Source organism: Pseudomonas sp. FW305-28 (assembly GCF_017351395.1).
GTDB classification, from domain to species: domain Bacteria; phylum Pseudomonadota; class Gammaproteobacteria; order Pseudomonadales; family Pseudomonadaceae; genus Aquipseudomonas; species Aquipseudomonas fluorescens_AA.
In genome coordinates, this window is sequence record NZ_JACNDD010000077.1 from 1 (window position 1) to 16,383 (window position 16,383).

Sequence of the window (16,383 nt, forward strand, 5' to 3'; positions counted from 1 at the left end):
ATTTCTCCGCTTCCTGGTTGGCATGGGCGGTGGATTCGACCACGATCTTCTCCAGCTCGCTGCGGATATCCGGTGGTAGGCCGTTCCAGAAGTCCGACGTGGTGATCAACATGTAGTCGAGTATGCCGTGGTTGGATTCGGTGACGTATTTCTGTACCTCATTGAGCTTCTGGTTGTAGAAGTTCGAATAGGTATTTTCCGTGCCGTTGACCAGGCCGGTGCGCAGCCCCTGGTACACCACCGAGAAAATCATCGGTTTGGCCTTGGCATTCACCGCCTTGAATTGCTCCTCCAGCACCGCAGAGGTCTGTATCCGGAACGTCAGGCCGCGGGCATCCTCGGGGGTGCGCAATGGCTTGTTGGCCGACAGCTGCTTCATGCTGTTGTGCCAATAGGCCAGGCCGGTGACGTTCTTGCTTTCCATGGACTTGAGCAGTTTCTGGCCCTCGGGGCTTTGCTGGAAACGGTCTACTGCGGCGATGTCGTCGAATAGAAAGGGTAAGTCGAACAGCTGCACGGTCTTGGTGTACTGATCGAACTTGGCCAGTGACCGCGCAATGATCTGCACCTCCCCCAGGAGCAGGGCTTCCATCTCCTTGTCATCGCCGTACAGCGTGGAGTTGGGGTAGACCTCGACCTTCACTTTGCCCGGCAGCCGCTCTTCCGTCAGCTTCTTGAACATCAACGCGCCCTGGCCCTTGGGCGTTTGGTCGCCTACCACGTGGGAGAACTTGATGACGATCGGCTCAGCCGCCATGGCCGTGCCCCACACGCCGAAAGCCAGGGTGCAGGCGAGCGCTTTCCATACAGGTTTGAGCATTGCGAAATTCCCTTTGCCTTTACATTCATCGTACGGGCCTCTTCGGAACCCGGCGTACAGCAGACAACGTCCAGTCTAGGAGAAAAACCATCCACTGCCGGGTGAGGTGTTCCGGCGGGCAAACCATCGGGCTTCTGCCAGGTGGGAGCGGGTGTTCACGGCCCCCTTGTGGGAGCGAGCTTGCTCGCGATGATGGCGGCACCTCCAACATCATCGGCCCAGGTACACCGCTATCGCGAGCAAGCTCGCTCCCACAAATCTTTATTCTCCCGCCTCGGTTTCCAGTCCTCCCGTCATCGTGGCCCTCCCGGGGCGAGTCGTATTGTTTTTGTTGTGTGGTATGACGACATTTTAGATTTCTCTCAAGAAAAATAATCTCATTTCTCTCTTTCATCCCAGGTTTCATTAATTTTTATTGATTTTGTGGGTTGACAGTCCGTGGGAAACGTCAGAATAATCCGCTACGTTGTATGACGACATACAAATAAACAATAACAACAGGGTGCTCCCTTCTATGAGAATCACAGGCGTTCACGTCGAAGTCTTTTCCACACCTTCGCGCCGTGCCCAGGACAGCGCCGGTCACGCCCATCCGGGCGATGAGGTCATGATCAAGATGGCCTTGCTGCGAATCGGCTGCGACGATGGTAGTGAGGGTTATGCCTTTGGCCCGCCTGAGTTGATTCGTCCGCACATCATCGAATCCTTCGTGCGCAAAGTGCTGGTGGGCCGCGATCCAATGGACCGTGAAAGCATCTGGCAAGACCTGGCGCACTGGCAGCGCGGTAGCGCCGGGCAGTTCACCGACCGGGCGCTGGCGCTGGTGGAGCAGGCTTTGTGGGATCTGGCCGGACGCAAGCTCAAATTGCCGGTGCATAAACTGATTGGCGGTTATCGCGACAAGGTCCCGGCGTACGGCTCGACGATGTGCGGCGACGATTTGCCGGGTGGGTTGTCGACGCCGGACGAGTACGGCCAATTTGCCGAGAAACTGGTGCAGCGCGGCTACAAGGCCATCAAGTTGCACACCTGGATGCCGCCGATTTCCTTCGCGCCAAATCCACAAATGGACATCCAGGCCTGCGCCGCCGTGCGTGAGGCAGTAGGGCCGGACATCGCGCTGATGCTCGACGGTTACCACTGGTACAGCCGCATGGATGCGCTGACCATTGGCAAGGCCCTGCAAAAGCTGAATTTCGCCTGGTTCGAAGAGCCGATGATGGAAGACTCGGCGGAGTCCTATGCCTGGCTGGCCGCCAACCTGGACATCCCGGTGCTGGGCCCGGAGAGCATCGCCGGCAAGTTCCATAGCCGCGCCAGTTGGGTCACCCAGAAGTCCTGTGACATCCTGCGTGCCGGCGTGGCCGGGGTCGGGGGTATCGGGCCGTGCCTGAAGGTGGCGCACCTGGCCGAGTCGTTCGGCATGGACTGCGAGGTCCACGGCAATGGCGCGGCGAACCTGGCGGTGGTCGGGGCGATCAGCAATTGCCGCTGGTACGAGCGCGGCCTGCTGCACCCGTTCCTCGACTATGAAGACGTCCCGGCGCACCTCAACAGCATCGTCGATCCCATGGACGCCGACGGTTTTGTACACCTGTCCGACCGGCCGGGGTTGGGCGAGGACATCAACTTCGCGTATATCGAGGCCAACACCCTGTCCCGACATTGAGCCTGTTCCACGCCTGAGGTCGATGGCTGCCCGGGCGACAAGTCTTTATAAATATAAGAAAGGACTGAACCATGAATCTCTGGCCCAAGCGCCTGACCAGGCTGCTGTGTGTCACCGTGGCCCTGTGCGCAGTGCAGGTGCCCGTCAGCCTGGCCCAAGGCGAAACGCCCCCCGACCAATTGGTGGTGGGCATGAGCATGATCAACCTGCTGTCCCTGGACCCTGCCGCGGCGACGGGGCTGGAGGTCGCCGAGGTCAACGCCAACGTCTACGACATGCTCCTGGAGCAGGACGCGGCGCAGCCGGACACGCTGATTCCGGCCCTGGCGAAAACCTGGGACATCAGCCCCGACCGCATGCGCCTGACCTTCCAATTGCGCGACGACGTGCGTTTTCACTCCGGCGCGCCGCTCACCGCCCAAGACGTCGCCTGGTCGTTGCAGCGCGTTGTCACCCTCAACCGCGCCCTGGCTTCCACCTGGAAAGCCTACGGTTTCACCGCCGACAACGTCGTCAAACTGATGCGCGCCGAAGGGCCGCACACCTTTGTCATGGAGTTGCCACGCGTCACTGACCCGATGCTGGTGCTCAACACCCTGGCCACCTCTCCCAGTGCTTTCATCATCGATCGCTCGGTCGCCTTGCAACATCAGGTCGGCGACGACCAAGGCGCGGCGTGGCTGGCGACGCACACGGCCGGCTCCGGCGCGTTCAAGCTCGACATCTGGCGGGCCAACGACGTGATCCTGATGAGTCGCAATGACGACTATTGGCGCGGCGCGGCGAAGTTGCGCCGGGTGATCATGCGCAACATGACCGAGTCCCAGGCCCTGCGCCTGATGGTCGAGCGCGGTGACCTGGACGTCGCCCGCGGCATGGCCGCCACCGACATCAAGGCGTTGGGCAAGGTCGATGAAGTGCGCATCCAGAGCATCGCCCGCGGCACGCTGTACTACGTGGCGATGAGCATGCAGCAGCCGTTGTTCCAAGACATCCGCGTACGCCAGGCCATCCGCCTGCTGATCGATTACCAGGGCATCAACGATGTGGTCATGCCGCACTACGGTGTGATCAATCAGCGGCCTTTGCAGTTGGGGCTGCCGGCACGCCTGGACGATCCGGGTTATCGCCTGGACGTGGCCGAAGCCAAGCGCCTGTTGGCGGCGGCCGGGCATGCCGAAGGCTTCAAGGTGACTATCCGTTCGCTGACCGATCCGCCGTTCATCAACATCGCCACCAGCCTGCAAGCGACGCTGGCCCAGGCGGGGATCCAGGCGACGATCATCACCGGCACCGGCAACCAGATCTATGGCGCGATGCGCGACCGTCAGTTCGACATCCTCGTCGGGCGTGGCGGTGGCGGGGCGGAGCGTCATCCGCATTCGAGCCTGCGGGCCCTGGTGTACAACCCGGACAACCGCACCGAAGCCAAGCTGAGCAACTTCCAGGGCTGGCGCACCTCGTTCTTCGACCCGCAGCTCAATCAACTGATCGAGCAAGCCGAGCGCGAACGTGACCCCGAGCGCCAGCGCGAAATCTATGGGCAGATCCAGACCCTCTACGACCAACAGGCCGGGGCGATCATGCCGGTCTCACAGATGGTGGACGAAGTGGTGATCCACGCCGACGTGCGCAACTACATCGGCCACACCGCCGCCACCACGCGTCTTCGGGACGTCTACAAGCAGCGCTGAAATCGACGGCCACAGGGCCAAGGCAGGAATGAACATGTCGACTGCATCCTTTTCAATCTGGACCACCCGGGCCGCTTCGGCGACCCGGCGCGGCGGCTCGGTGGCGGTGACGCTGCTGGGGTTGCTGCTGCTGACCTTTTTCATCGGGCGAGTGATGCCCCTGGATCCGGTGCTGGCCATCGTCGGCCCGGACGCCGACGCCTCGGCCTACGCCCAGGTGTACAAAGAACTGGGCCTGGACAAGCCGTTGTGGACCCAGTTCGCGATCTACCTCGGCGACTTGCTGCACGGTGACTTCGGCATGGCCTTGTTGACCGGCAACCCGGTCATCACCGACATCGCCCGGGTCTTCCCGGCGACGTTGGAACTGGCGACCCTGGCCATCCTGTTCGGCGTGGTGGCGGGCTTGCCGCTGGGTGTCTACGCGGCGACGCATCAGGGCCGTGCTGGTGACCATGTCGCGCGGCTGATCACGCTGTTCGGTTACTCCACGCCGATTTTCTGGATCGGCATGATGGCCTTCCTGGTGTTCTACGCCTGGCTGGGATGGGCTGGCGGCGTCGGGCGCATCGGTCTGGCCTATGACGGGCTGATCCCGAAACACACCGGATTGTTGTTGATCGATACCGCCTGGTCCGGCGACTGGGAGGCCTTTCGCAGCGCCCTGCGGCACATCCTGTTGCCGGCGGTGATCCTCAGCTTCAACTCGGTCGCCTACATCAGCCGCATGACTCGCAGCTTCATGCTCGAGCAACTGTCCCAGGAATACATCATCACGGCGCGGGTCAAGGGATTGTCCCAACGGCGGATCGTCTGGGGTCATGCCTTCGGCAACATTCGCGTGCAGTTGTTGACCATCGTCGCCCTGGCTTATGGCGGCCTGCTGGAAGGTGCGGTGCTGATCGAAACCGTGTTCGCCTGGCCGGGCTTCGGCCAGTACCTGACCAGCAGTTTGCTGCTCGGCGACATGAACGCGGTGATGGCCTGCGTGCTGCTGATCGGCCTCATCTTCGTGACGCTGAACCTGATCAGCGATGCGCTGTACAAGATCTTCGACCCGAGGACTCGCTAATGAACCTGCCCCTTGCTTCCAGCGCAGCCGGCAGCGCCACGTTGCCCGCTTCGAGTACGGCAGCGCTGGTCGCCAGCACCGTGCGCCTGCTGCGATTTTTGCTGCGCAACCCGATGACCTTCGCCGGCCTGATCGTCGTCGCGACCCTGATGCTGGTCGCGGTCTTCGCGCCCTGGATCGCCGGCCACGATCCGCTGTTGCAGAACCTCGCCGGGGCCTTGCAGGCACCCAGCGGCGTGCACTGGTTCGGCACCGACGAATACGGTCGCGATGTCTTCGCCCGACTGGTGTATGGCTCGCGCATCACCTTGTACATCGTCTTGCTCGTGACGGTGATCGTCGGCCCCATCGGCCTGTTGGTCGGTACGGTTTCCGGCTACTTCGGCGGTTGGGTCGACAGCCTGTTCATGCGCATCACCGACATCTTCATCTCGTTCCCCAGCCTGGTCCTGGCGCTGGCCTTCATCGCCGCTCTCGGCCCGGGATTGGAGCATGCGGTAATCGCCATCGCACTCACGGCCTGGCCGCCGATTGCCCGGCTCGCCCGCGCCGAAACACTGCCGCTGCGCAACGCGGACTTCGTCGTCGCGGTGCAGCTTCAGGGCGCGTCGAGCACCCGCATCATCCTGCGCCACATCATCCCGATGTGCCTGTCGTCGGTGATCATCCGCCTGACCATGAACATGGCGAGCATCATCCTCACCGCCGCTGCCCTGGGCTTTCTCGGCCTTGGCGCCCAGGCACCGCTGCCGGAGTGGGGCGCGATGATCTCCACCGGGCGGCGCTACATGCTCGAAAGCTGGTGGCTGGTGGCGGCGCCGGGTGCGGCGATCATGCTGGTCAGTCTGGCCTTCAATCTGTTGGGTGACGGCTTGCGCGACGTCCTCGACCCACGCAGCCAATCCTGAGGAACAGCCCATGACTGAGATAAAACTTGCCGTGCAGGACTTGTGTGTGGAGTTCCGCAACGCCGGCAAAACCTCGCAGGCGGTGCGTGATGTGTCGTTCACGCTGGGGCGAGAAAAACTCGCCATCGTCGGCGAGTCCGGCTCGGGTAAATCCACCGTCGGCCGCAGCCTTCTGCGCCTGCATCCACCGACGGCGCGGGTCACCGCCAAGACCTTGCGCTTCGCCGATATCGACCTGTTGGCCGCCAGCGAAAAGCAGATCCAGGCGATTCGTGGCGCACGCATGTCGATGATCATGCAAGACCCGAAATACTCGCTGAACCCGGTGGTGCGGGTTGGCGAACAGATCGCCGAGGCGTACCTGGCCCATCACAAGGTGCCCCATCGCGAAGCGCGCGAACGGGCCCTGGACATGCTCGCCAAGGTGCACATTCGCGATCCCCGGCGGGTCTACGACCTCTACCCCCACGAGGTCTCGGGCGGCATGGGCCAGCGGATCATGATCGCCATGATGGTGATCACCGATCCCCAGGTGATCATCGCCGACGAACCCACTTCGGCGTTGGACGTGTCGGTGCGCCGACAGGTGCTCAACGTGCTGGAAGAGTTGGTCAGCGAGCGTGACCTGGGGCTGATCTTCATCAGTCACGACCTGAACCTGGTGCGGAGTTTCTGTGACCGCGTGCTGGTGATGTACGCCGGCCGCGTGGTCGAGTCGATTGCCGCCGCCGACCTGGATCACGCCACCCATCCCTACACCCAAGGCCTGTTGGCCGCGTTGCCGAGCCTGGACCATCCGCGTGCCACGCTGCCAGTGCTGCAGCGCGACCCACTCTGGTTGAACGCTTGAGGAGCCTGTCATGAGCATGATTGAAATCGCCGGCCTGAACCTCAGTTTCGGCACCGGCGCGGCATTGAACGCGGTACTGCACGACGTCGATTTGAGCGTGGGCGAAGGCGAGGCATTCGGCCTGGTGGGGGAGTCCGGTTCGGGCAAGACCACCGTGCTGCGCTGCCTGGCCGGGCAGTACCAGCATTGGAGCGGACAACTGCGGGTCGCCGGCCAGGCCGTGACGCGCAACCTGCCGCTGAACCACTACCGCACGGTGCAGATGGTGTTCCAGGACCCGTATGCCTCGTTGCATCCGCGCTACACCATCGACGCCGCGTTGCAGGAACCGCTGCGCATCCATGGCATCGATGGGCGTGGGCAGAAGGTCAGCGAGATCCTGCGCAAGGTTGGCTTGAACGACAGCTTTCGCTTCCGCTATCCGCACCAGTTGTCCGGAGGGCAGCGCCAACGGGTGGCGATTGCCCGAGCGCTGATCCTGCGGCCCCGGGTGCTGTTGCTGGACGAGCCGACCTCGGCGCTGGATGTCTCGGTGCAGGCGGAAATCCTCAACCTGCTGGCCGACTTGCGTCGCCAGGAAGGGTTGACTTACCTGATGGTCACCCACGATCTGGCGGTGGTGGCGCATTTGTGTGATCGGCTGGCGGTGATGCAGCAGGGCCGGGTGGTGGAGACGCTCGACAGCCATCTGCTGGCGAGCGATGGCGCCACCCATGCGTACACCCGTTTGCTGGTGCAAGCCAGTCGGGACATACAGCGAATACCTATCGCTGTTTGAGCTGACTCGTTCGTTGCACGTGTTTTAACCCGCAGAAGACGTTGAACCGCAGGTTTCAATGCCGCGCACGCGCTCGCCTGTGATTTGGCGTTCAACCCAACTAATAACTCAACTAACAAGAATAAAAAAACATGAAAAAGACACTTGTCGCGCTGTCCCTCGCTTCCTTGTTCACTTCAGTCGTTGCCATGGCCGATACTGGCTATATCAACGTACGCCACCAATATGCGGAACAAACCCGCATGCATGCCGACCGCGCCAAGTTCGGCATGCGGCTGGACAACGGCGTGGGGCTGGAAGGGGAACTCAAATACAAGACCGCCGGTGATCGCGAAGACGTTGCCTTCGACAACACCGTCGGCAGTGGCCATGAATTCACCGTCAACTACCAGCACAAGCTCAATGATCGCTGGACGCTCACGCCTTCGTTCGCCATGGAAAGCGACGAAGAATCCACCACCTACAAGATGGGCATGCGCCTGGGCTACAAGCTCACCAAGGAGCTGAGCATCGCCGGACGCTACCGCTACGACTCCTCCAAGCTCGACCGTGACAAGGTCGACCATGACGTGCCGGACAACGGCCAGGACGACCAGAAGATCCATCGCTACGACGTGTACATCAACTACGCGAACCAGGGGCCGTGGGCGTATGAATATCAACTGACGTACTTCGATGCCAACTACATCCGTTACAACGGCGGCACCGACGACTATGAGCAGAATGCCGTGGTCAAGTACAAGTGGGACAAGCGCTGGGCGCCGTTCTTTGAAGTGGGTGATATCAAGGTCAACTCCGTCGACAGTGATCGCCAACTGCGTCTGCGGGTCGGTATTCAATACAACTTTTTCTAAGTTGTTGAAGCGCGGGATCAACCTGTGGGAGCGAGCTTGCTCGCGATAGCGGCGGATCAGTCAACATTGATGTGGCTGACACACCGCCATCGCGAGCAAGCTCGCTCCCACAGGGGCAGGGCTTACTCGTTGTAGAACGCCTGGCGCTGTTGCGTTTCACACAGGCGCATGCGGCTGTTGCTCAAATGCAGGTACATGGCCGCCCGCGCCGCATCGACATTGCCGCTGGCGATGGCGTCGAAGATCTGCTGGTGTTCGGCGTTGATCCCCTGCAGGTAAGCGCTGCGATCACTTTGCCCGGAGTAGGCGGAGTTCATGCGGGTACGGGGGATCAGCTTCGTGCCCAGGTGCTTCATGATATCGATCAGGTAGTAATTGCCGGCCGCCTTGGCGATTTTCAGATGGAACTGGAAATCGGCATTGATGGTGGTACCGGACTTTTCCGGCCCTTGCAGCAACGCCTCCAGCGCCTGGGCCAGTTCGGCCAGGGCTTCGGGGGTTGCGCGTTGCGCGGCCATGCCCGCGGCCTGGACTTCCAGGCTCAGGCGAAACTCCAGCAGGTTGAGCACGTCCGACAACGTGGCAATCGTCGCCGGCCCCAAGGTGAAGCCCTCCGGCGCCGGCATGTCGAGGACAAAGGTGCCGACGCCATGGCGCGTCTCCACCAGCCCCGCCGCCTGCAAGCGCGACAGCGCTTCGCGCACCACTGAACGACTGACCCCCTCGGCCTCCATGATATGCACTTCGGTGGGAAGCTTTTCGCCACACTTGAGGGTGCCGTCGCGCATGCGCTGGGCAAAGCGGTCGACCAGTGTTTCGGCGAGGCGGCGTGGCTTGTTCAGTGGAGATAACGCTTGATCCGTCATCGGCTTGCTCTTGGGTGATCAGCGGGCATTATAGTGAGTTTTAGCGCAAGGTCGCGGCTATAATGCCGCGATCGTCTGGCTTTAATGGATAGGTGCAATGGACCGTGTCACACCCGATCGACGCCTGAGCATGACTCAACAACTGGTGGTCGACCTGACGCAGCAGATACTGGCCGGCGAACTGCCTGCGGGCAGCAAGTTACCCACCGAACAAGTCATCATCAAGGAACGCGGCGTCAGCCGGACGGTGGTCCGCGAAGCCATGTCGCGGCTCCAGGCCGAAGGGTTGGTGGAAACCCGTCACGGCATCGGTACCTTCGTGGTGGACACCGCCCGCCCGGGGGATTTCCAGGGCAGCAAACACGTCAAGGGCGGTGCCTACGATGCGCTCGCCGTGATCGAACTGCGCCTGAGCCTGGAAGTGGAAGCCGCCGGCATCGCCGCACAACGGGCCACACCGGAGCAGTTGCAGGCGATGCGTGAAGCGCTCGACGCGGCGAATGCTTTTGACTCAACGGCTGACGAAAGCGCCCGGGTCGATTTCGAATTTCATCTGCAGATCGCCCAGTGCACCGGCAACAGCTTTTTCATCGACGCCATGGCCCATGTGGGCAATACGTTGATCGCCGTGGTGCAACAGGCCGGACCGGCGGTGACGGATGAAAATCGGGCGTTGGTGGTGCGTGAGCGCGAGCAGATCTACGCGGCGTTGGCGCGGCACGATGCGCAAGCGGCGCGGGCGTCGATGCGGTTGCATTTGATCAATATGCAGCAGCGGGTTCGAGGTGTGGTGGAGTTGACGGCGCAATAACCTCCACCACAGAACATTGTGGGAGCGAGCTTGCTCGCGATAGCGGCGGATCAGTCAACATTGATGTGGCTGACACACCGCCATCGCGAGCAAGCTCGCTCCCACAGTTTTTGATCTCGGGTGTGTGCAAATACTGTATCCACCACCGCCCCCCTGTGGGAGCGAGCTTGCTCGCGATGACGGCGCTACAGCCCATGGCTGCTAGTTGCGCTTCCAGCACTCCGCAAACCGTGCACAAACCCCGTAGCGCTCATCCATCTGCGCCATCCTTTCCAGGTGATGACCTACCGCTTCGACCGTCACCCCATTCCCGATCCGGAAGTACTCCACCATCATCGCGATGTCCAGATCGATCTCGGCTTTCTCCGGCTTGGCATTGGCGGTTTTGGGCAACGCCCATTGTTCCAACTGCTCATCCTTCACCTGCCGCAGGCGCGTCTGGTATTCATCCTTGAAGCGTTCCAGCGAGCGCGCCTTGTTCTGCGCCATGTCATCGCCAAATGTCTTCAGGTTTTCCCGGTACAGCGTCCAGTAGTCAGGCGGCAGGTCGAAGCCGAGCTTGGCCTTGCGTTCGCTGATCAACGTGTCGAGTTTCTCTGGCGAATAAGTCTCGACTTTTTCCTTGGCCGGATCGGTTTTCACAGTGACGACCAGGCTTTTATCGATGACCCGGTTCATCAGCTCCAGGCGATGGGGCGTGTCCGGGTAGGTCTTGGGAAACAGCGCGTTGCGACCGGCGCAGGCGGGAAAATCTTTTTTCAGGATCGAGATCGGTGTGCGCACGTCCTTGCCGTCGACCCGTTGCAGGCGTTGCAACTGAGTCAGGCAGAGGTTCTTCTCGGACTTGAAGGTCACCTCGTATTCGGCATTGGCCTCGGGGGTAAAGTTGAAGCCCTTGCCGCACACGGCATAACCGCTGTTCATGTTGGTGCGCAGGTAAATCTGCTCACCGGGCTTGAACTTGACCTCCAGATAGCCCTTGGCATCCTTGGGCGCCGGAACGCTCATCCCCACCCGCCGCGCGGTATCGCTCAGCAGCAGATTGTTGAGAATGCCCGTGGTTTGCCCGTCGCAATGGGCGGCATCGAAATAATCCAGCGTGGCGTTGCTGGTATTGGCGACGAACCGCAACTTGGCGGCGTCCGGTTCGGTGGCGTCGGGGTAACTGCCGTTGACGCTGCAACCGCCGAGCAATACGAACAACGCGGACAATGCTGACGACGGGACAAGACGGCGAGGCAGGGCGAGCATGAGTCATCCTTGAAGGATCGATAAAGTGGGTGAATGCTACTGATGTGCCACTATTGCGTCCACCGCCGACCTCCTGTGGGAGCGAGCTTGCTCGCGATGACGCCGGCACAGTCAACATCACCGATCCAGATAGACCGCTTTCGCGAGCAAGTCCGCACAGGGGATTGCTCGCCAGTTGAAGCTCAGGGTTCCAATGCCGGCCCCTTCAACTCGATCTGGTTGCCGTCCGGGTCGAAGCAGTAAATCGACCAGCCCTTGCCCTCCGCGCCATAGCGCATCTGCGCCTTCTCAACGGTCAGGCCTGCCGAAGCCAAATGCGCGAGAAGGGCGGGTTCATCAAACGGCTCGATCCGCAGGCACAGGTGATCGACATTGTGCCCCTGCTTTCCCGCTGCCGGCCCACCTTGGCGACCGAGGGGGCCGTCCACGGCAACCAGGTCAATCATCGAAACACCGGTGCCCAGATGAAGCATGCCTAGATCGTCCCGGCGCTTCTTCAGCTCGCAACCGAGCACCGATGTGTAGAAAGCGAGGCTGCGCTCGAGGTCCTTTACGCGCAGGACGATGTGGTCGATGCGTTGAATCGTGAAGTTCTTCATACGGGCCTCATGTGCTCAGTACCGCATTGTTTATTGCCACAGGAATTCCACACGCTATCGGGGCTTCTGATACCGTGCAAAAACATGATCTGGAGAATGGCATAAGCATGAAGGCTCCACGAATTTTTATGATCCATGCAACCCCTTTGGCGATCGAGCCCATCACCGCTGCTTTTGCCCGGCATTGGCCGCAGGCACGGATCATCAATCTGCTTGAGGACTCGCTGCCCCAGGACCGGGTGGAAGAGGGCGAGTTGACCACGAGCATGAAAGCTCGCTTCCTTACGCTTTCCCAGTACGCCGTACAAAGCGCGGCGGATGCCATTCTGTTTACCTGCTCGGCGTTTGGCGATGCCATCGACCTGATTAAACCCGAGGTGGCCATTCCCGTGCTCAAGCCGAACGAAGCCATGATCGAGCAGGCACTGAGCCAGGCATCGCGCATTGCGGTGCTGGCAACGTTCGAACCCACCATTACCTCGATGATGCCCGAGTTCAAGCAAGCGGCAGAGCGCAGTGGTCGCGTGGTCGAAGTGGTGCCCTATTTCGTTCCGGGTGCATTGCAGGCGTTGAAAGACGGCAACCCGCAAGCCCACGATGCCGCCATCGTGGAAATGGCCGCCCGGGTCGAGGGCTGCGACCTGATATGTTTCGCCCAGTTTTCGATGACCAGCGCTGCCGGGCAAGCTCAGGCCCGCTCCGGTCTGCCAGTATTGACGACGCCCGACAGTGCGGTGCTGGCGCTGCACAAGTTGCTCTGAACGGATGATTTCGTTTCTTCCCAGGATGGATGATTGACCCAATGCCCAAGTTCAACGCTCACCTCGGCTTTCAATTCAATGAGGTACCTTTTCTACAACGCATCGAAGCCGCCGCTGCTGCGGGTTTTCGCGCGGTGGAGTTCCCTTCGCCCTACGAATTCGATGCCAGTCTTCTGGCCGATCATCTGACTCAACACAACCTGCCGTTGATCCAGTTCGCCGCACCGGCTGGCGTGACCAAAGGCATCGCAGCCTTGCACGGCAAGGACGAGGAGTTTCGCAGCGGCTTGCTCCAGGCTGCTCGCTATGCGAAGGCGCTGGCGTGTTCGGATGTCCACATCATGTCGGGCGTTACGATTCAGGAAGACGCCGCGCTTATCTATGGGCGCAACCTGGAGTACGCCGTCAAATACCTTGAGGACCAGGGTTTGCGGCCGCTGATTGAAGTCATCTGTGTGCAGGAGATGCCGGACTATTACATGTCCGACTTCACCAAGGCGCAACAAGTGCTGGAGACTTTCCCGAGTGTCGGGCTGATCCTCGATCTTTACCACGCCCAACGGTTGACCGGGGATGCGGCGGATGTCCTGGCTCGCTTCTATGACCGAACCGTCCATGTGCAAATTGCCGACTGCCCGGGGCGTCATGAACCAGGGACGGGGAATATGGATTTTGCGGCTTTGTTCGCAGACTTGGAGCGGCGTGGCTACCAAGGGTGGATCGGCTGTGAGTACCGCCCCATCAGCTCTACCGTGGCAGGCCTTGATTGGATCAAGCAGTTCAACGCCTGACCCCCTGTGGGAAATCTGCAGCACGTCTATCCTAGGTAGTCTTGAACCAGGCGCGGAATCGGCAACCGATCACCCACGGACTTCCATACCATGAAAAAACAAGAACAAGACAACCTCATCCAAACCCTGAAAACCCGCTTCGAACAAAACCTGAATCGTCACCCAGACATCCCTTGGGCCGGCGTCCAGACCCGGCTTGAAAACAACCCCAATGCCCTGGAGTCCCTCCAGGCCATGGAAGCCACCGGCGGCGAGCCAGACGTGATTGGACTCGACCCGAACACCGGCGCTGTCACCTTCTGCGATTGCGCCAAAGAAAGTCCGACCGGACGCCGGAGCCTTTGCTACGACCGCGCGGCCCTGGAGGCGCGCAAGGAGAACAAGCCCAAAGGCAGTGCCATCGAAATGGCCGAAAAGATGGGCATCGCCCTACTGACGGAAGAGCAATACCGAGCCCTGCAAACCCTCGGTGAGTTCGACGCCAAGACGTCCAGCTGGTTGGCAACCCCTCCAGAGCTTCGCTCGCTCGATGGAGCGATTTTTGGCGATTATCGGTATGGCCGGGTGTTCATCTACCACAATGGCGTGCAGTCGTATTACGCGGCGCGAGGGTTTCGCGGGTTGCTGCGGGTTTGAGCCCTCAACATCACCGCTAACCCCGTGGCGAGGGAGCTTGCTCCCGCTGGGCTGCGCAGCAGTCCCAAAGCCATCCACCACGGTGTGCCAGGAATAGCGGCATCAGCAGGTTTTACGACTGCTGCGCAGCCGAGCGGGAGCAAGCTCCCTCGCCACGGTGATAGCGTACGGTCGAAGGAAATGCGGCAGAAGCCCCTCACTCAAAAACCAAAACCTCACCCCCCTTGGCCTCAACCATCTCACTGAATTCCGGCAGCCGCGCCACAAACGCCGTCTCGAACGCCAGGTAGCGATCCTGCGCCGGTACATAACGAACATCTGGCTTGATTCGTGGAATGTCCTTGGTCGACAGCTTCACCACCTCGTTACTGTCCTGATTCCAGAACCACGCCAGCGTCTGCGACCCAAACGTATTGGCGCGGTAATTCCACACCCACCAATTCCCATGCCCCCGGGCAACATGAAGCTGCCCATGAAAGGTGCGCAACGTAATGACCTGCTTGGGCTGGGTGACGAGCAAACGCGTGTCCTGGCGCAGTTCACTGCCGAAACCGTCCAACAGCGCCTTCGTCGTAGCGCCGGTCACGAAGTTGAAGCGCCACGCCAACAGCACCGTCTCCTGATAACCCGAATGCTCAAGGTTCTGCCGCGCGCCTTCGCTGAACAGCAGAACCTCGTCACCCCCCAGGTAAGCCGTTGACGCCCTGAGTTTATAGCCCTCGGCAGGCATTGCTCGGGCGACGATGGCTTGGTGCGGAGGGTCTTGATTCCAGACCCAGCACTTCGGCCCGTTGTGTTGCATGAACAGCAAACGGCGAGGGCCGATGGGCAGGATCGTCAGTTCATCCGCATACTCGAAAATCACCTCGCTGCTGTCTGCCGTGATCCGCCAGATCCGCGTCAAATGCTCGGGTTCGTAGATGCGTTGACGTTCGAATATCTCCGAGCCCACCACCACGCTGGGCTGTTCAAACTCCGGCCACTGCACCCCGGCAGGCCCGAACGCCGCGATCTCATCGCCTTGACGAATTTCGTATTGGTAGCGCTCGTCCGCACTGTAATCGCCGCGTATGACCCGACGTTTCCACAGGCTGCGCCGGGCATCGGCATCGACGAGCTGAAGGTCCGCGCCGTCCACGCCATCGGCCCGGTGTTCGAGCATGTCCTGCTCGGCGGGCGGCCATTGGTTGTAATCGATCAGAAAGCACAACCACTGGTCTTCGTCCTGCTCGGTGATGGCGGCCCAACCGTTGTGGTAGTTGTATTCATGCACATAGGTGGCGCCGGGATAGTCATGGACTTCCTGCAGCCACTTCACCTTGCTGCGCTTGGGTTTGGCCGGTTTTCGCTCGACGGCGGCAGGCTCGGGCGGCTCGATCAAACTCGCCGTGAACCTCGGCTCGCCGCGCTGGCCCTGCCAGTACCGGGCAAAGGCCTCGCGCTGAGCGACCGGAACAATCACCGGCCGATAATCATCGCCACCGGCGTCCAGGTTCCACAAGTCATAACCCTGACCCGCCAACAGCGGCACCAGCGCCTCGAAACAGACCTCGGGCATCTCGTTGGACAGCTCATCCAACAGCGCCTCGAACCCCGGGCCGGCAAACACACCGATGTCGGGATAGTAATGCTGCAACAGCCCGAGCAAGTCGCTGCCCGGTGTTTTCCAATCGATATGAACCAACGGATCGAATTGCGATTGCATCACGCCTGTTTTCCTTGTGGTTTCTCTGCGCGCCATCTTAGCCGCACACCGCCGACCTTGAGCAATCCAATAAACCCGTGGCGAGGGAGCTTGCTCCCGCTGGGCTGCGCAGCCGCCCCAAATCGATGGGCACAGTCCACTGTGGGAGCGAGCTTGCTCGCGATAGGGGCAGGTCAGGCACATCGATGGCGGCTGGTATACCGCTATCGCGAGCAAGCTCGCTCCCACAGGTATTCTCGGCACCTTCAAGTCTTCGCCAGAGCTGCCGCTATCGGTATAACGATTTTTACCGATCCATCGATTGGCTTTGCAATACCG

General features: G+C 60.9%; 16 protein-coding genes. 11 read left to right on the forward strand and 5 right to left on the reverse strand.

What is annotated here, in order from left to right:
* Positions 1 to 820, reverse strand: an 820-nt coding sequence (locus tag J4E53_RS18295; protein ID WP_207268165.1) for a DctP family TRAP transporter solute-binding subunit, incomplete at its 3' end; no start/stop codon positions are given.
* A 514-nt stretch (positions 821 to 1,334) separates the two neighbouring features.
* On the opposite strand from J4E53_RS18295, the gene J4E53_RS18300 reads away from it, so the two are divergent.
* The 7 genes from J4E53_RS18300 (at position 1,335) to J4E53_RS18330 (ending at position 8,645) form a co-directional block, all read left to right on the forward strand.
* The gene (locus J4E53_RS18300; RefSeq protein WP_060739132.1) at positions 1,335 to 2,489 is read left to right on the forward strand and encodes a mandelate racemase family protein; all 1,155 of its coding nucleotides are present in this window, start codon (positions 1,335 to 1,337) and stop codon (positions 2,487 to 2,489) included.
* Positions 2,490 to 2,560: 71 nt separating this feature from the next.
* Positions 2,561 to 4,183: an ABC transporter substrate-binding protein gene (locus J4E53_RS18305; RefSeq protein ID WP_060739131.1), complete on the forward strand. Its 1,623-nt coding sequence runs from the start codon at positions 2,561 to 2,563 to the stop codon at positions 4,181 to 4,183.
* Between the two features lie 34 nt (positions 4,184 to 4,217).
* Positions 4,218 to 5,255 (forward strand): ABC transporter permease, encoded by a 1,038-nt coding sequence (locus tag J4E53_RS18310; protein WP_060739130.1) that lies wholly within the window; start codon positions 4,218 to 4,220, stop codon positions 5,253 to 5,255.
* On the forward strand, positions 5,255 to 6,163 hold the full coding sequence (locus J4E53_RS18315) for an ABC transporter permease (protein WP_060739129.1): 909 nt from the start codon (positions 5,255 to 5,257) through the stop codon (positions 6,161 to 6,163). The genes J4E53_RS18310 and J4E53_RS18315 overlap by 1 nt, the downstream gene beginning before the upstream one ends.
* 10 nt (positions 6,164 to 6,173) lie before the next feature.
* Positions 6,174 to 7,013, forward strand: a complete 840-nt coding sequence (locus J4E53_RS18320; protein ID WP_103310123.1) for an ABC transporter ATP-binding protein — start codon at positions 6,174 to 6,176, stop codon at positions 7,011 to 7,013.
* 10 nt (positions 7,014 to 7,023) lie between these two features.
* Positions 7,024 to 7,791 carry an ABC transporter ATP-binding protein gene (locus tag J4E53_RS18325; protein WP_060739127.1) on the forward strand — a complete coding sequence of 256 codons (768 nt, stop codon included), beginning with the start codon at positions 7,024 to 7,026 and terminating at the stop codon, positions 7,789 to 7,791.
* Positions 7,792 to 7,922: 131 nt separating this feature from the next.
* Positions 7,923 to 8,645, forward strand: coding sequence for an oligogalacturonate-specific porin KdgM family protein (locus tag J4E53_RS18330; protein WP_060739126.1), 723 nt, complete (start codon positions 7,923 to 7,925; stop codon positions 8,643 to 8,645).
* Between the two features lie 122 nt (positions 8,646 to 8,767).
* On the opposite strand, the gene J4E53_RS18335 is transcribed toward J4E53_RS18330, so the two are convergent.
* Positions 8,768 to 9,511 carry a FadR/GntR family transcriptional regulator gene (locus tag J4E53_RS18335; RefSeq protein WP_060739125.1) on the reverse strand — a complete coding sequence of 248 codons (744 nt, stop codon included), beginning with the start codon at positions 9,509 to 9,511 and terminating at the stop codon, positions 8,768 to 8,770.
* Positions 9,512 to 9,608: 97 nt separating this feature from the next.
* Here J4E53_RS18335 and J4E53_RS18340 point away from each other — a divergent pair, with 97 nt between their 5' ends.
* The gene (locus tag J4E53_RS18340; protein ID WP_060739124.1) at positions 9,609 to 10,322 is read left to right on the forward strand and encodes a FadR/GntR family transcriptional regulator; all 714 of its coding nucleotides are present in this window, start codon (positions 9,609 to 9,611) and stop codon (positions 10,320 to 10,322) included.
* 201 nt (positions 10,323 to 10,523) lie between these two features.
* Here the strand turns inward: J4E53_RS18340 and J4E53_RS18345 are convergent, their stop codons facing one another.
* Both J4E53_RS18345 and J4E53_RS18350 read right to left on the reverse strand, forming a co-directional pair.
* Positions 10,524 to 11,573, reverse strand: a complete 1,050-nt coding sequence (locus J4E53_RS18345) for a hypothetical protein (protein ID WP_103310126.1) — start codon at positions 11,571 to 11,573, stop codon at positions 10,524 to 10,526.
* 182 nt (positions 11,574 to 11,755) lie between these two features.
* The gene (locus J4E53_RS18350) at positions 11,756 to 12,172 is read right to left on the reverse strand and encodes a VOC family protein (protein WP_072410941.1); all 417 of its coding nucleotides are present in this window, start codon (positions 12,170 to 12,172) and stop codon (positions 11,756 to 11,758) included.
* Positions 12,173 to 12,279: 107 nt separating this feature from the next.
* Here J4E53_RS18350 and J4E53_RS18355 point away from each other — a divergent pair, with 107 nt between their 5' ends.
* The 3 genes from J4E53_RS18355 to J4E53_RS18365 all read left to right on the forward strand — a co-directional run bounded on the left by J4E53_RS18355 (position 12,280) and on the right by J4E53_RS18365 (position 14,360).
* Positions 12,280 to 12,933 (forward strand): arylsulfatase, encoded by a 654-nt coding sequence (locus tag J4E53_RS18355; protein WP_060739121.1) that lies wholly within the window; start codon positions 12,280 to 12,282, stop codon positions 12,931 to 12,933.
* 41 nt (positions 12,934 to 12,974) lie between these two features.
* The gene (locus J4E53_RS18360) at positions 12,975 to 13,724 is read left to right on the forward strand and encodes a hydroxypyruvate isomerase family protein (protein ID WP_103310128.1); all 750 of its coding nucleotides are present in this window, start codon (positions 12,975 to 12,977) and stop codon (positions 13,722 to 13,724) included.
* 90 nt (positions 13,725 to 13,814) lie between these two features.
* The gene (locus tag J4E53_RS18365) at positions 13,815 to 14,360 is read left to right on the forward strand and encodes a DUF4256 domain-containing protein (protein ID WP_103310130.1); all 546 of its coding nucleotides are present in this window, start codon (positions 13,815 to 13,817) and stop codon (positions 14,358 to 14,360) included.
* A gap of 196 nt (positions 14,361 to 14,556) precedes the next feature.
* Here the strand turns inward: J4E53_RS18365 and J4E53_RS18370 are convergent, their stop codons facing one another.
* On the reverse strand, positions 14,557 to 16,065 hold the full coding sequence (locus tag J4E53_RS18370; RefSeq protein ID WP_103310133.1) for a hypothetical protein: 1,509 nt from the start codon (positions 16,063 to 16,065) through the stop codon (positions 14,557 to 14,559).
* Between the last annotated feature and the right edge of the window lie 318 nt (positions 16,066 to 16,383).

Excerpts from the sequence above, each read along its gene's own strand:
- J4E53_RS18300 (WP_060739132.1), top strand. The coding sequence starts at position 1,335 with ATGAGAATCACAGGCGTTCACGTCGAAGTCTTTTCCACACCTTCGCGC.
- J4E53_RS18305 (WP_060739131.1), top strand. The coding sequence starts at position 2,561 with ATGAATCTCTGGCCCAAGCGCCTGACCAGGCTGCTGTGTGTCACCGTG.
- J4E53_RS18310 (WP_060739130.1), top strand. The coding sequence starts at position 4,218 with ATGTCGACTGCATCCTTTTCAATCTGGACCACCCGGGCCGCTTCGGCG.
- J4E53_RS18315 (WP_060739129.1), top strand. The coding sequence starts at position 5,255 with ATGAACCTGCCCCTTGCTTCCAGCGCAGCCGGCAGCGCCACGTTGCCC.
- J4E53_RS18320 (WP_103310123.1), top strand. The coding sequence starts at position 6,174 with ATGACTGAGATAAAACTTGCCGTGCAGGACTTGTGTGTGGAGTTCCGC.
- J4E53_RS18325 (WP_060739127.1), top strand. The coding sequence starts at position 7,024 with ATGAGCATGATTGAAATCGCCGGCCTGAACCTCAGTTTCGGCACCGGC.
- J4E53_RS18330 (WP_060739126.1), top strand. The coding sequence starts at position 7,923 with ATGAAAAAGACACTTGTCGCGCTGTCCCTCGCTTCCTTGTTCACTTCA.
- J4E53_RS18335 (WP_060739125.1), bottom strand. The coding sequence starts at position 9,511 with ATGACGGATCAAGCGTTATCTCCACTGAACAAGCCACGCCGCCTCGCC.
- J4E53_RS18340 (WP_060739124.1), top strand. The coding sequence starts at position 9,609 with ATGGACCGTGTCACACCCGATCGACGCCTGAGCATGACTCAACAACTG.
- J4E53_RS18345 (WP_103310126.1), bottom strand. The coding sequence starts at position 11,573 with ATGCTCGCCCTGCCTCGCCGTCTTGTCCCGTCGTCAGCATTGTCCGCG.
- J4E53_RS18350 (WP_072410941.1), bottom strand. The coding sequence starts at position 12,172 with ATGAAGAACTTCACGATTCAACGCATCGACCACATCGTCCTGCGCGTA.
- J4E53_RS18355 (WP_060739121.1), top strand. The coding sequence starts at position 12,280 with ATGAAGGCTCCACGAATTTTTATGATCCATGCAACCCCTTTGGCGATC.
- J4E53_RS18360 (WP_103310128.1), top strand. The coding sequence starts at position 12,975 with ATGCCCAAGTTCAACGCTCACCTCGGCTTTCAATTCAATGAGGTACCT.
- J4E53_RS18365 (WP_103310130.1), top strand. The coding sequence starts at position 13,815 with ATGAAAAAACAAGAACAAGACAACCTCATCCAAACCCTGAAAACCCGC.
- J4E53_RS18370 (WP_103310133.1), bottom strand. The coding sequence starts at position 16,065 with ATGCAATCGCAATTCGATCCGTTGGTTCATATCGATTGGAAAACACCG.